We start from the raw sequence: 14424 nt of genomic DNA on the forward strand, positions 1-14424 counted from the left end.
GGCTCAGTCGGCGAAGGGCTGGAGACCCAGCAGGTGGTTGGAGTTCTGATCGACGAGGTAGAGCTCCTCGACGCTGCTCCCGGCCACGGACCAGGGTCGCAGGGTCTCGACGTCGGGCTCACCGAGGTGCGAAGGCGCCACCAGCTCCAAGCGCTCGCCCCGGCGACGCACCGCCCGCAGGTCGATGGTTCCCAGGTGCTCCAGGGCCGGAGCGGCGGCGGCGGGGTTGCCGCCGTAGAGGTTGTCGGAACCTGCTCCGCGGCGGACCGGCCGGGTGGCGTCGAAGAACTGCAGCCGGTTGTTGTCGCCGCCCTCGGCCACCACCAACACGCCCTCCCGGGTGACCGTCAGGTCCGTCGGGGTGCGCAGTTGGCCCGGACCGTTGCCGTAGACGTCGAGTTCACCCAGGTAGTCGCCGGCGAAGCTGTAGATGATGATCCGGTTGGCAGAGAGGTCGATGACGTACAGCCGGCCGTCGGGTCCGACGGCCAGGCGCGTCGGCTGGGCCAGGGCCGCCCCCCGGGCCGGGCGGACGCCGATCTCCAGGTCCCAGCGCCCCGAGGGGCCCCAGCCCTGGAGCCGGTGGTTGAGGGTGTCGGCGACCAGCAGGAACCCGCCGTGATGAACGACGTCCTGGGGCCGGTTGAGGCTGCCCGGGGCGTCGCCGATCTTGCCCCGGCTGTTGTACAGGTAGCTGCCGTCAGGATCGTACTGCTTGATCGTCGAGTTGTGGGTGTCGGCGATCCAGACGCCGCCGTCGTCGTCGACGGCCACGGCGCTGGGGCCGGAGAGGGCGCCCTCGCCCCGGTGATCGCCGAAGCAGATCAGCGGCGCCCGGCGGCGGGAAGCGCTCTCGCGCTTGAGGGTTTCCAGATAGGTCCGCAGCGGCAGGCGGTGGACCCGGTTCTGGTTGTACTCGATGATGAAGAGATCGCCGCGGTGTTCGTCGACGTAGTAGGGATGCAGGCGCTGGAGCCCCAGGCTCGGCCTGGCGCTCAGGTCCCAGGCCCGCAAAGTGGTCAGCCCCGCCAGTCGCCGACGCAGGAGCTGGAGCTCCTCCCGATCGCCGACGGTCTCCTCGTTCGGCCGGGGCGGTCGCTGCGGAGCGTGGCGACGCTCGATCCGGCGCGGCGGCGGCGGGTTGTCGACCAGGGTCAACTCGACGTCGGCCTCGGCGGACAAAGTTGCGGGCGCGGCGGCGCCGGAGCGGGGCTCGGTCCTGCGGCGACGGGGCTTGACGGGTTCGGGACGCCTCAGGGGTCGCGGTGTGCGCCCCGCCAGATAGACCCGGTTGCGCCCGGCGTTCTTGGCGGCGTAAACCGCCTTGTCCGCGGCGTGGAGGACGGCGGCCCCGTCGGCGCCGTCCTCCGGATAGAGCCCGACGCCCAGGCTGGCGGTGACCCGGAAGCTGATGCCCTTCTCGGGCACGGGAACGGTCTCGGCGGCCAGCTCGCGCCGGACCTTCTCGGCGATGCGGGCGCTTTTGGCCAGGTCGGCGTCGACCAGGATCAGGACCATCTCCTCGCCGCCCCGGCGCACGGCGAAGTCGCCGTCCCCCGCCGAGCGGCGCAGAACCGCGGCGGCGCTGCGCAGGGCGCGGTCGCCCACGGCGTGGCCGTAGGTGTCGTTGACCGATTTGAAGTGATCGAGGTCCAGCATCACCACGCCGTAGCGGCCGAAGCGCTCGGCGGCTTCACCGAAGCGGCGTTCCAGCTCGTCCTGACTGTAAAGCCCGGTCAGGGTGTCGAGCTGGGAGAGCTTGTCGTTGATGATCCCGGTCAGCAGCTCGACGAAGCCGCCGCAGGCCTGGAAGTCGTGTTCGCCCAGCTTGTGCGGCGGTTCGAGACCGAAGATCTCCAACCGACCGTAGAGCTGACCGCGGTGGTGCAGGGGCAGGGAGAAAACGGGGCTGCGGGCCTCGTTGCCATCCCCCGCCCCGGGCAGTTCGAGATAGCTCAACTCGGCGTCCTTGCCCGGGCTGCCCACGGGACGCTTGTCGAACAACGGGCAGTAGCGCGGATACCAGACCAGACGCGGACGGCGGCAGGCCGTGATCCGGGTCAGGTGCTCCAAAACGGCGCGGAAGACCTCGACGATGTCGTCGGAGTTCCGCGACAGCTTCATCAGCTCGGTGAACGAGCCGGCGATACTGAAGTCGTCGCTCGCAGCCACGTCCCTAGCTTACCACGAGCGACCGTCGCAGACCAGGGGTTGCTCGACCGCCGTCTTGACCGGCGGCGGGCGCCGTGGTAGGGTTTTGCCGTTGGGCAAACCCACGCGAGCCCCGTCTCGACAACAATGGACGGTCGAACCATGGGCGCCGTCAAGCGCTTCTTCACCCGCATCAAGGACTGGCTGCTGGGCAACCGGGACCCCCGGGAGATCGCCCTCGGCCTGGCCCTGGGCGCCGCGATCTCGGTCACCCCCCTGGTCGGCTTCCACGCCGTGCTGGCCGTCCTGCTGTCCTCGATCACCCCGGCCAACCGCCTGGCCGCCCTGGCCGCCACCCAGGTCGGCAATCCCCTGACCCTGCCCTTCTGGTTCTGGCTGGAGATCGAGATCGGCGGCTGGATCACCGGCACGATCATCGAGACCCGGCTGGACTTCACCAGCGTCGAGAGCGTCTTCCAGTCCCTGGGCGGCTTCCTCGGCGAGGCCGCCCTGCCCTGGATGATCGGTGCCGGCCTGCTCAGCGTCGCCGTCGGCTTCAGCGTCTACTACCTGACCATCCTCGTCGCCAAGCTCCTCCACCTGCGGATGCGCCGCAGACTGCTCGTCGAGGAGGCCCGCCGCGCCGCCGAAGAAGCAGCCGGAGAGAACGACGGCTGCTGAACCGCGAACGACCTCGACGGACGCCAGCCACGCCAGCCCCCCGAGCCGGCACGGTTTTTGCGGAGGCGAACCGTCGCCGTCGCTCCGACGGCCGCCGAGCTGCAAAAACCGTGCCGGCTCGGGGGGCGAGGTCGAAAGACGGGCCGTCGAGGTCGTTCGCGGGGTCAATGTCCGTAAGCGAGCGTTGGCCTCCACACCGCCGCGCGCCGGCGGTCTTTCACTCCGTCGCCCTGTGGTGGTAAACTGGTGAGGTTGCGTGACCGGGCGTACGCGAACCAATCCGACGCTCACGAAAGGGAGGCGCGAAATGCTGGTACACGATCACCGGACGATCGAGCGTGAGGAGGTCCAGACCGCGGGCGCCGTCGGCGTGGGCGTGCGCTGGCTGGTGACCAGGGCCATGGGGGCGCCCAACTTCGCCATGCGCGAATTCGAGGTGGCGCCGGGCGGCCGGACGCCCCACCACTCCCACCCCTGGGAGCACGAGGTCTTCGTCCTCGCCGGCGGCGGCGAGATTCACGGTGACGACGGCGCGCAGCCGATCGGTCCGGGAACGGTGGTCTTGGTGGCCCCCGACGAACCCCACCATTTCGCCAACACGGGAGCCGAGGCTCTGCGCTTTCTCTGCCTGATCCCCCATCACGATTAGCCAACGCTTCGAGGTGTCCATGGCGCGTAAACAACGAACCGGCGGGTTCTGGGACAGCCCCTGGCCCAAGGTGATCATCGTGGCGGCGGCGCTGCTGCCCCGGCTGCTGCTGTTGGGCGCCCTGGCGCCCAGCGAGTTCTTCACCGAACCGGTGATGGATTCCCAGGTCTACGACGATTGGGCCTGGACGATCGTTTCCGGGGAGTACCAGGGCCAGGCGGAGCATTACCTCAACGGCTCCTACTACATGGGGCCGCTGTACGCTTACTTCCTGACCCTGATCTTCGGGGTTTTCGGTCACAGCCTGCTGGCGGCGCGGCTGGTGGGGGCGCTCATCGGCGCGGCGACGGCCCTGCTGGTTTCCGGGATCGGCAACCGGCTGTTCGGTCGGAAGCTGGGCTTCGCCGCCGGCCTGGCGGCGGCCCTCTACCCGGCGCTGTTCTTCTACGACGCGGCCCTGCTGATGAGCGTGCTGCTGGTCTTCCTGACCGCCCTGGCGCTCTACCTGGTGCTGCGTGGGCAGCAGGGGGACCGCTGGTACCACTGGCTGGGCGCCGGGGCCTGCCTGGGCTGCTACGCCCTGGGCCGGGCCAACATCCTGCTCTTCGCCCCGGTGCTGGCGCTCTGGGTCTTCTTCAGTTTCTGGAAGAAACCGGGGGAGGACGGCGTCGGCTCCGGTCTGGGCGGGCGCTGGAAAACGGAGCGGCGGCGGGGCTTCAAGCGCGTCGTGCTGCTGGCCGCCGGGACGCTGCTCTTCGTCGCGCCGGCGACCATCCATAACGCCGTCGAGGGCGGCGAGTTCGTCCCGGTGACGGCCAACGGCGGCATCAACTTCTACATCGGCAACAACGAGCTGGCCACCGGCGAGTACGTCAACCCCTCCTGGATCGATGTCAAGCACGACCCCGGCGGACTGTCCTACGTCGAGGGCCGGCTGGGCGAGCAGTTGACCTACGGCGAGGCCTCGCGCTGGTGGAGTGCGCGGGCCGGGGAGTGGATCGCCGACAACCCGGGTCGCTGGTTGGGGCTGCTGGGCACCAAGGCCTTCCTCTTCGCCCACCGCCACGAGATCATGCAGGTGGCCAACATCCACGTCATCCTGGGCTGGGAGACGCCGTCATGGTTCTTCGGCGTGCTGTTCACCCTGGCCCTGGCGGCCTTCGTCTGGGGGCGCGAACAGCGGCGACGGATGGGCGCGCTGTGGCTGTTCCTGTTGGTTTACGCCCTGTCGATCGTCGTCTTCTTCATCACCTCGCGTTACCGATTGCCCTTCGTCGTCGTCGCTCTGCCGGCGGCGGTCTGGGGGGCGCGGGAGCTGGTCCGGCGCTCGCGGCGGGGCGGCAGGGTGTTGGTAAAAACCCTGGCCCTGGTGGTGCCGCTGTTGGTGGTGACCAACATCCCCCTGAGCTGGTTGGGGATCGAGCTCCAGGGCAACGACGCCGCCCTGGCCAACAACCGGGGCACGATCTACCTCGAGCAGGGCGCCTACCAGTTCGCCGCCGAGGAGTTCGAGCGCGCCGCCCGGGCCAACCCCAAGCTCTACGCCGTCTACACCAACCTGGGGATCGCCAACCTGCGCCGGGGGATGATCACCGAGGCCCGTAATAACTTCCGGCAGGCCCTCTCTCTCTACCCGGACCCCAAGGCGATGATCAACCTGGGCGGGATCTACCTGGAGAAGGTCCAGAACGGTGAGCGCCAGTACCTCGACGATGCCGGCCGCTACCTGGCCCGGGCCGTGGAGCTGGTTCCGGGTAACCCCAACGCCAACATTAACTTCGCCATCTACCAGTTGGCCCTGGCCGATTACGAAGGCGCCGCCGACACCCTGGAGCGCGGGTTGGTCTACCGGCCGGACAATCCGCGCCTGCTGTTCTATCTGGGCCATCTCTACGCCAAGGAGCTGGAGCGTCCGGCGCGCGCCGTCGAGCTGTTGGAACGCTTCCTGGAGACCCGGCCCTGGACCGCCGAGCACAATGTGGCCCTCTCCTGGTTGGAAGCGCTGCGCTAGGGGGACGTCGAGGTGGATGAGCTGCGGCGCGATCTGGAACGCTTTCTGCCCCCGGGGCTGGTGCGCTACGCCGTCAGCGACGCCGAGCGCATCGACGCCCTGCAGCGGGAGCTGGGCGTTCTCGAACGCCGCCACCACACCCTGGCCCTGGCCTGGCCTCTGCGCGGGGTCCTCGAGGGCGGGGGCTTTTTGCTGCCCGGAACGGTGCTGGCCGGCGATGTCGGCGCCCAGGACCACCCGACCCACCGGCGGGCCGCCGAGGTGCTGCTGGCGGCCCTCGAGGAGTACAACGGCCGGCTGTTGGCCTGGGGCGCGGGGACCTTCCTGGCCTTCTTCCCCGGAGTCACCGCCTCGGGCTCCAGCACCCAGGCCAATTATTTTCGCGCCTGCCAGACGGCCAGCGAGATGGCCGAGCTCGAGCTCCCCGGCCTGCGCCAGGCCTTGACGGCGGGGCGGGGTGGTCTGGTGGTCTGCGCCGCCCTGGAGCGCAAGCTGACCGTGCCCGTCGGTGGAGCCGTCGGCGCGGCCCTGACCCTGACCGCGGCCGCCGAGCCGGGGACGATCCGCCTGTCGACGACGATGGCCGAGGTGGTCGCCGAGCGCTTCCAGGTCGTCGAGGGCTCCGGCGGTCCCCTGTTGGGAACCATCCTCTCCGGCCGTCGGGTCAACAAGGCCCTCGTCGAAGACCAGGCCCCCGTGCCGCCCGAGCATCTCCTCGACCGCCTGGCCCAGGCGGCGGCGGGGATGGAGCGCGCCCGGCCCTGGCTGGCCCCCTGGCAACTCGAGCCCCTGGGCGCCCGCTTCAGCGGACGGCGACCGCTGACCGCCGAGGCCGTCCTGGCCCTGGCCTGGCCGCCACCGGGCGAATCGGCCAACCGCGGCGCCGCCCTCGAGGAGCGCCTGCGCGTCGAGGCCGAACTCTGCGCCAACTGGGACGGCGAGCTCTGGGGGTTGGTACCGCACCCCGACGGACTCTGCAGCGCCTACGCCTTCCCCGACGTCCGCGCCGCCGGTGCGGCGGCCCTGGCCGTGCTGGCCGAGACCGACGATCGCGGCGGGGCCATCGAGGTCGGCGAACTCTGCGATCATTACCTGCGGGGTCCCCGCTCCTCGGCGGCGGCTCCGGCGGGGAGGGCCTTGCGTTCGGCCTGCGGTGAGGCCCTGCTGGCCCCGACCGGGGAGCTGGTCTGTCATCCCGCCAGCCGGGACGAGGTCGAGCCGGAATTCGAAATCGTCCGCAGCCTCGAAGTCGCCGATCGCCCCCTGGCCGTGCTGCGCGCCGCCGCCGAGCGCGAGGAGGCCGGCCGGCCCCTGTTGGGCTGCGGCGAGCTGCTGGAGAAAACGGACGCCTGGCTGGAGGAGTTGCGCCGCGGCGGCTCCATCGTCGGCGTGGTCACCGGCGGCCCCGGAGCGGGTAAGAGCCGGGCCTGCCGCGAGCTGCGCGACCTGTTCGCCGAGCTGGGCGACGCCCACCTGTTCCGTTGCCAATCCTGGTGGGCCTACGATCCCTACAGCCTGTGGCGGCGGACCCTGCTGGCCATCTGGGGCCCCCCGGCCAGCACGGCGGCCAACCGGGCCCTGCGCGAGGCCCTCGGCGAGGCGGCCCCGCGCCTGGGCGAGTTCATCAGCCGCTTCACCGGCGGCGAGCTCTCCGAACCGCTGTGGGGCTTGAGCCCGCGCCAGAAGGGTCAGATGGCCGGCGAGCTGCTGCTGGCCGCCCTGCGCGCCCGCGAGGGCCGACCCCTGGCCCTGGTCATCGACGACGCCGACTGGCTCGACGCCGGCAGCCTGCAACTGGTGCGTTCGTTGAGCGCGGCCGGTCTGCCCCTGGCGGTGATCCTCTGCTGCCGCCGGGCCCCGGAGGAGCTGAGCGCCCAGTACGCCGAACTCCAGCCCCTCGAACCCGACGAAGCCGCCGACCTGTTCGCCGACGCCGCCGGGCGTCCCGGGCCTTTCATCGAGCGCCTGCCGCGACGGGAGCTGGTACCGGGCAAGCTGTCCCACCTGGCCGCCCTGGCCGCCGCCGGAGCCGATCCGGCCCTGGGCGCTCGGCTGTCCCTGGAGCGCCTGGGGCAGGAGCTGCTGCGTCTGGAGCCCGACGGCGAGGCGCCGCAACTGGTCTCCGTCCTGGGGCCCCGCTTCGGCGCCGGGGACCTGGCCGCCGTCACCGACGGGGTCAGCGAGCTGCGCCGCCGGCTCGAATCCAGCCGCCTGCTGGAGCGCAGCGGCGGCGAGTACGCCTTCCGCGGCCGCGCCGTCTGGCAGGCCGCCTACACCGCCCTGGAACCTCGCCGTCGCCGGGAGCTGCACTTTCGCGCCGCCCGTTTCTACCAGCGCCAGCACCGCGGCGTCGTCGCCCAGGCCGTCGCCCACTTCATGAACTGCGGCGATCCCGGTGAGCGGGTCACGGCGCTGGAGCTCGCCGGAGAGCGCGCCGCCGCCGTCGGCTCCTTCACCGCCGCCCGCCGCTACCTCCGCGAAGCCGTCGCCGCCGCCACCAACCGCCGCGACACCCGCCGCCTGATCGCCAAGCTGGCCGCCATCCACACCCACGCCCGCAACTACCCCGAGGCCGACCGGCTCTACGACAACCTGCTCGAGGAGGCCGAGGAAGCCGAGCAGCGCCAGGCCGCCGAGTTGGCCCTCGATCGCGCCGAGCTCCAACTCGCCGTCGGCGATCCCGAGATGATCGAGCGCTGGGTCGCCCGCGCCGCCGCCCTGGAACCCGAGCTCGATCCACCGCGCCGGTCCTATCTACTCGGTGAGGCCGCCAAACTGCGCGGCGACGCCGAGGCGGCCCGCGAACATCTGGGTCGGGCCGCCGAAGCGCCCACCCCCGAGGGCGCCCGGGCCGCCGTCCGCCTCGGTCGACTGCTCCTCGGGGCTGATGAAACCGCCGAGGCTCTGGAATTTCTCCGGCGCGCCGAAGCCTGGGCCCGGCAGCAGAGCCATGTGGCCCTGATCGTCGAGGCCGTCCGCCTGGCCGCCGACGCCCACGCCGCCCGCGGCGCCGTCGACGAGGCCCGCGCGGCCCTCGAACAGGCCCTCGAGCGCGAGCGCGCCCTGCTGCAGGTCCAGCCCGTCGCCGAGACCCTGAGCGCCCTGGCCGATTTCTACGCCGCCGCCGGGGAGCGCCGCCGGGCCCTCGACTGCCTGACCGAGGCCGAGGCTACCTTCACCCGCCTCGAACTGCCCGTCAAACGCCTCGACGCCCGGGAGCGCCGCGCCGCCGTCAGCGCCGACCTGGGCCGGATCGCCGTCGCCCGAGAGATCCTCGAAGAGGTGAGCGTCAAGCGCCGCGGCCTGCGCGACCGTTTCGGCGCCACCCGCTGCGCCCTGCTCGAGGGCCGCTTGGCCGCCCTGCAGGGTGACTGGCGCACCGCCAACAATGCCTACGACCAGGCCCTCCTCGGCGCCCGCGAGGTCGCCGACGAAGAGCTGATCGCCGCCGCCCGACGCGGCCACGCCCACTCGCTGTTACATCAAGGAAGACTCGCCGAGTTCGACGAAAGCCTCGGGGAACTGGAAGCCGCCGAAGCCGCCTTGCTGAGCGGCGAACTATACCGCCTGCTCTACCTCTTCGACACCGCCGCCCGGGAGCACCGCCGGACCCTCGACGCCGACCCCGACTCCCTCGAACGCCGCCTGGCCCTGGCCCTCGATCACCTGAGCGCCGGCAACAGCCGGGCCGGAAAGCGCCTGCTCGCCGAAACCGCCTGGCCGCCGGCCCCCAGACTCGAACTGGAACTCGATTACCGTCGGGCCCGGGTGCTAGTGACCCTGATCGAACACAAACCCGCCCGGGAAACCGAGCTCCAACGCTACCGCGAGCTGGCCGAAGGCGCCGACGCCGTCGTCCACCGCGCCCTGGCCGCCAAGGACGCCGCCGCCGGCCTGGTCCTCGACGGTGAACTCGCCGCCGCCCGGGAGCTCATCGACAGCGCCCTGACCCGCGAACCGCCCGCGATCGTCGGCTGGCAGTTGCAGTTCTTCGCCGGTCTGCTCGCCGGACGCGACGGCGACGCCGACGCCCGCGGCGAGTTCTTCGGCCAAGCCCTGCGTTCCCTCGAAGACTTCCGCCGCCGCCTGCCCGACGCCGAACTCCAGCGACGCCTCCAGCGCAGCGAAACCTACAACGCCCTGCGCCGCGGCTGAACGCCGGGAACCTTTGAAAAACGACGCCGGCCCGGCGCGCGGCGTCGGATACGCCCGGCGCCGGAACCGGCACGGTTTTTGCGGAGGCGCAGCGTGGCCGACGCTCCAACGGGCGCCGAGATGCAAAAACCGTGCCGGTTCCGGCGCCCCGGAGCGCCGCAGCGGCGCGGGCGTAGAGCGCTGTTTTTCAAAGGTTCCCGGCGGTTGTGCGAATAGGTCAACCCGGCCAAACCAGAGAAACCGATGGCAGCCAAAGACCCCAACGACACACCGATGATGCGCCAGTACCGTTCCTTCAAGGAGCGCTACCCGGGCTACCTGCTGCTGTTCCGGATGGGCGATTTCTACGAGACCTTCGGCGACGACGCGGTCACTGTGGCCGAGGCGCTCTCGATCACCCTGACCAGCCGGGACAAGGGCCGGGAAGACGCCGTCCCCCTGGCGGGCATTCCGATCAAGGCCTTGGATACCTACCTGCCCCGTCTGCTGCGCCGGGGCTACAAGGTGGCCCTGGCCGAGCAGCTCGAGGATCCGGCCCAGGCCAAGGGTCTCGTTGAGCGCGGCGTGGTGCGGCTCTATACTCAGGGCACCCTCTTCGAGGAGGAGCTGCTGCCCGACGGCGGGGCCAACTATCTGGCCGCCGTTCATGCCGATCGACGGGGCTTCGGCCTGGCGTTGTGCGAGTTGTCGACGGGGGAACTGCTGCTGGCGGATTACGCCGGCGGCGAGGCCCGCCGCACCCTGCTGGGGGAGCTGGCCCGCCGGCGGCCGCGGGAGTTCCTGCTCAGCGAGGCCGCCGGCTTCCTGCGCGATGAGCTGGATTCCGCCGCCGTGACCCTGCGGCCCGCGGGGGATTTCAGCCGCGCCGACGCCGAGCGCCGTCTGCGGGAGCACTACGGGGTCGGCTCCCTCGAGGGCTACGGAGCCGCCGGGTTCGGCGCCGCCTTGGGGGCCGCCGGGGCCGTGCTGGCCTATCTCGAGGAAACCCAGCTCGGCGAGCCGGTCGCCCTGCGGCCGCCGCGTCCCCTGCACGGCGTCTCGAAGTTGCTGCTCGACCGCTCGACGATCGACACCCTGGAGCTGGTCAGCTCGGCCGGCGACCGCGCCTCGTCCAAGCGCAGCCTGCTGGCCCTGCTGGATCACAGCGCGACGCCGATGGGCCGCCGCTTGCTGCACCGCTGGCTGGTGGCGCCCCTGGCCCGCCTCGAGCCGATCATGACCCGCCAGGCCGCCGTGGCCGAACTGGCCGAGGATGCCCGGGCCCGCAAGCGCCTCGTCGCGGCCCTGAGCGGGACGGGCGATCTGGAACGCGCCGTGGGCCGGGCGGCCCACCGGCGGGCCGGAGCCCGGGATCTGGTGCTGATCCGGGAGAACCTGCGCCGGGCGCCGGAGCTGACGGAGTGGCTGGGGCGGCGCGAGGGCGCCCACTGGTCCGAACTCGGCGCCGGGCTGGAGGAACTGACGGCTCTGCGCGCCCTGCTGGAGCGCGGCCTGGTCGAGGAGCCGGGGCGGCTGGGTTCCGGGGCGGTGATCGCCCGGGGTTACGACGAGGCCTTCGATCGGGCCCTCGACGAACTCGACGAGGCCGAGGAGTGGATCCGCAATCTACAGCAAACCGAGCGCGAACGCTCGGGCGTCGACAGCCTCAAGGTGGGCTTCAACAAAGTCTTCGGTTACTATCTCGAGATCCCGCGCTCCCGCTCCGACGAGGTTCCCGAGCACTACATCCGCAAGCAGACCCTGGTGGCCGCCGAACGCTTCATCACCCCGGAGCTCAAGGAGAAGGAGGCGGTCATCACCCGCAGCCGGGAACGGCTGGCCGGTCTCGAGGGGCGGATCTTCCGCCGCCTGCTCGAGGAGGTCGCCGGCTGGGCCGGCCCCCTGGGCGAGCTGGCCGGCGCCCTGGCCCGTCTCGACGTCATCACCTCCCTGGCGGCGACGGCCGCCGAGCTGGGTTGGTGCCGCCCCGAGATCGACGAGGGTCTGGTGCTGGAGATCGAGGAGGGCCGGCATCCCCTCGTCGAGCGCCATACCGCCGGGCCCTTCGTCCCCAACGACTGCCGCCTGGACGCCGACGAGCGGCAGATCATGCTGCTCACCGGCCCCAACATGGCCGGTAAGTCGACCTACATCCGCCAGCTCGGTTTGGCCGTGGTGCTGGCCCAGGTCGGCTCCTTCGTTCCGGCCCGACGGATGCGTCTGGGGCTGGTCGACGCCGTCTACACCCGTGTGGGCGCCGCCGACGATATCGCCCGCGGCCTGTCGACCTTCATGGTCGAGATGACGGAGACGGCGCGGATCGTCAACTGCGCCACGCCGCGCAGCCTGCTGCTCCTCGACGAGGTCGGCCGGGGCACCAGCACCTCCGACGGGGTGGCCATCGCCTGGGCCGTGGCCGAGCACATCCACAACGCCGGGGGTCTCGGTGCGCGGACCGTCTTCGCCACTCACTACCACGAGCTGACCCGCCTGGTCGAGGAGCTGCCCCGGGCCTTCAACATGCAGTTGGCGGTCAGCGAGGACGGCGGCGAGGTACGCTTCCTGCACCGTGTCGAACCCGGCGCCGCCCGCACCAGCTACGGCGTCCACGTCGCCCGCCTGGCCGGACTGCCCCGGGGCGTAGTCCGGCGGGCCCGGGCCCTGCTGCGCCAGTTCGAGAAGGACCGCCTCGGCGCGCCGACGGCCCAGTTGACCCTGGCGCCGGCCGCGCCCGTCGACAACGAACCCGACTACGCCTGGTTGGCGGCCGAGCTGCGCTCGGCGAACCCCGACGCCCTGACGCCCCTGGCCGCCCTCAACCTGCTGGCCCAGTGGCGCGGTCGCCTGGAGGCCGACGGCGGCGACGATGAAGGAAATCAGCCCGCCGGCGGGTAGACATCCACCTGCAGCACGTCGTCGGTGTCGGCGTCCAGCCAGATCTCCGCCGTCTTCTCCAGCCCGCCGTACTCATCCTCGGCGTAGTACCACAGCAGGGCGTAGTTGTCGACGCCCGCGCTCTGGTCGTTGAAGTCGGCGGTCACCGTCAGCAGGCGGACGTCGATGTCCTCCTCGTTGAGACCTTCGTCCAGCGCCGCGGCGTCTCCGGCGTTGATCCAGGACTCGGCGTCCTCGTAACGCGGCACCGTCTCCCACTCCGGTGAGGCCGGGGCCGCCTGGCTGAAGGTCGTGCCGTCGTAGTCCACCCGGACCAACAGACCCGCGTAACCGTCGCCGAAGTGGAAGGTGAAGCAGGAGTCCTCGTGGGAGACGATCCGACCCTCGTCATCGAGGCGACAGCCGTAGATCACCTGGAGCTCGCCCTCGGACAGCTCGGCGTCGCGGACATCCTCGGCCCTGTCGCGGGCCCAGCCCAGACTGTGGGGCGGCGGCGGGACGTACTGCGATAGATCGCAGGCCGCCGCGGTCAACAGGACGGCTGCAACAACAATTACCAACCAACGCTTCATGCTTTGTCTCCCGTGTTGCGGCTGTTTCGCCGTTGGACCGTTTAACCATTATAGCCGAACAGACCCCGGGTTGCCGAAAGGAAGCCATGCTGGAACTCGAAGACCTGAGCGAGGTGCTGCGCCGCGCCGCGGAGGAACCCCAATCCTTCCAGGGCTTTCTGTTGATCAAGCAACGCACAGTCAAGATGACCAAACGCGGCGATCCCTTCCTCCATCTCACCCTGGCCGACGCCACGGCGGCGGTCACCGGCGTGGTCTTCGCCGACCACAGCGCCTACGAGACCCTGCGCGATCCGGAAACCGTCTTCATCGCCCTGCGCGGCGTGGTCGAGAACAACCCGACATACGGGATGCAGCTCGTCATCCGCGAGGCCCGGCCGGTACGCGATGCCGATCGGGAACTGGGATTCGACGAGTCCCGCCTCGTACCCTCGACGCCCTACGACATCGACGCCCTCTGGCGAGAGGCTCTCGAACTGGTGGAATCGATCGCCGAAGAGGCCCTGCGCGAGGTCGTCCGCGAGCTGCTGACCGCGCACGAGGAACAACTGCGCCGCGCCCCCGCGGCGCGGACCATCCACCAGGCCTACCGCGGCGGCCTGCTCGAACACATGGTCTTCGTCGCCCGGGACGCCCGTTATTACGCCGACAAGTACCCGGAACTCGACGCCGACCTGCTGCTGGCCGGCGCCCTGCTCCACGACATCGGCAAGCTCGTCGAACTGGACGACGGTCCACCCTACGACTATACCGACGCCGGACGCCTGATGGGACACCTCTATCAGGGGGCGCGGATGATCGAGGAGGCCGCCACGACCGCCGAGCTCGAAAACGACAAGACCATGCAGCTCGTCCATCTGATCCTCTCCCACCACGGCGAGCGGGAGTACGGCGCCGTCACCACACCCAAGACCCGGGAGGCCGTCCTGCTGCACTACCTGGACAACATCGACGCCAAGCTGGCCATCTTCCGCCGCTACGTCGCCCAGGCCGGACCCGGCAACTGGACCGAGCCCGCCTGGGAGCTGGGACGGGCCCCGCTGTGGAAAGGCGGCGACGACTGAGCGCCGCCGAGACCCCGGAAAAGGAACCGCCGCCGCGTCTCTAACGACACGGCGCGGGACCGTCGGAACTGGCACGGTTTTTGCGGAGGCGGACCGTTAGCGTCAGCCGTAACGGCCGCTGAGATGCAAAAACCGTGCCAGTTCCGACGGAGGCGGCGAGCCTTATCAACTCTCGCGCATTCCCTTTTCCGGGGTCTCCGCGGCTCGCGCAATAGCCAACCGGGAGGGCTCAGGCCCTCCCGGTTGGCGTACTGGATAACAACTCGG

The 14424-nt window shown here is 70.8% G+C and carries 8 protein-coding genes; 6 read left to right on the forward strand and 2 right to left on the reverse strand.

What is annotated here, in order from left to right; all coding sequences use genetic code 11:
• Window positions 1-3 precede the first annotated feature (3 nt).
• Window positions 4-2172, reverse strand: a complete 2169-nt coding sequence (locus GF399_01155; GenBank protein MBD3398922.1) for a diguanylate cyclase — start codon at window positions 2170-2172, stop codon at window positions 4-6.
• Between the two features lie 126 nt (window positions 2173-2298).
• On the opposite strand from GF399_01155, the gene GF399_01160 reads away from it, so the two are divergent.
• The 5 genes from GF399_01160 (at window position 2299) to mutS (ending at window position 12521) form a co-directional block, all read left to right on the forward strand.
• A complete protein-coding gene (locus tag GF399_01160; GenBank protein MBD3398923.1) occupies window positions 2299-2832 on the forward strand; it encodes a DUF2062 domain-containing protein in 534 nt (177 codons plus the stop codon).
• Between the two features lie 307 nt (window positions 2833-3139).
• The gene (locus GF399_01165; protein MBD3398924.1) at window positions 3140-3481 is read left to right on the forward strand and encodes a cupin domain-containing protein; all 342 of its coding nucleotides are present in this window, start codon (window positions 3140-3142) and stop codon (window positions 3479-3481) included.
• A gap of 19 nt (window positions 3482-3500) precedes the next feature.
• Entirely contained in the window at window positions 3501-5492 is a 1992-nt protein-coding gene (locus GF399_01170) for a tetratricopeptide repeat protein (GenBank protein MBD3398925.1), read from the forward strand.
• Window positions 5493-5504: 12 nt separating this feature from the next.
• Window positions 5505-9647 carry an AAA family ATPase gene (locus GF399_01175; GenBank protein MBD3398926.1) on the forward strand — a complete coding sequence of 1381 codons (4143 nt, stop codon included), beginning with the start codon at window positions 5505-5507 and terminating at the stop codon, window positions 9645-9647.
• Window positions 9648-9890: 243 nt separating this feature from the next.
• Entirely contained in the window at window positions 9891-12521 is a 2631-nt protein-coding gene (gene mutS, locus GF399_01180; GenBank protein ID MBD3398927.1) for a DNA mismatch repair protein MutS, read from the forward strand.
• Here mutS and GF399_01185 read toward each other — a convergent pair.
• Entirely contained in the window at window positions 12503-13093 is a 591-nt protein-coding gene (locus tag GF399_01185) for a hypothetical protein (protein MBD3398928.1), read from the reverse strand. The genes mutS and GF399_01185 overlap by 19 nt on opposite strands.
• Window positions 13094-13179: 86 nt before the next feature.
• Between GF399_01185 and GF399_01190 the strand changes: the two genes are divergently transcribed.
• Complete coding sequence (locus GF399_01190) at window positions 13180-14157, forward strand: HD domain-containing protein (protein MBD3398929.1); 978 nt, start codon at window positions 13180-13182, stop codon at window positions 14155-14157.
• The last annotated feature ends 267 nt before the right edge of the window (window positions 14158-14424 follow it).

This window comes from Candidatus Coatesbacteria bacterium (assembly GCA_014728225.1).
Classification (GTDB): Bacteria; RBG-13-66-14; RBG-13-66-14; order RBG-13-66-14; family RBG-13-66-14; genus WJLX01.

Excerpts from the sequence above, each read along its gene's own strand:
- GF399_01160 (MBD3398923.1), top strand. The coding sequence starts at position 2,299 with ATGGACGGTCGAACCATGGGCGCCGTCAAGCGCTTCTTCACCCGCATC.
- GF399_01165 (MBD3398924.1), top strand. The coding sequence starts at position 3,140 with ATGCTGGTACACGATCACCGGACGATCGAGCGTGAGGAGGTCCAGACC.
- GF399_01170 (MBD3398925.1), top strand. The coding sequence starts at position 3,501 with ATGGCGCGTAAACAACGAACCGGCGGGTTCTGGGACAGCCCCTGGCCC.
- mutS (MBD3398927.1), top strand. The coding sequence starts at position 9,891 with ATGGCAGCCAAAGACCCCAACGACACACCGATGATGCGCCAGTACCGT.
- GF399_01185 (MBD3398928.1), bottom strand. The coding sequence starts at position 13,093 with ATGAAGCGTTGGTTGGTAATTGTTGTTGCAGCCGTCCTGTTGACCGCG.
- GF399_01190 (MBD3398929.1), top strand. The coding sequence starts at position 13,180 with ATGCTGGAACTCGAAGACCTGAGCGAGGTGCTGCGCCGCGCCGCGGAG.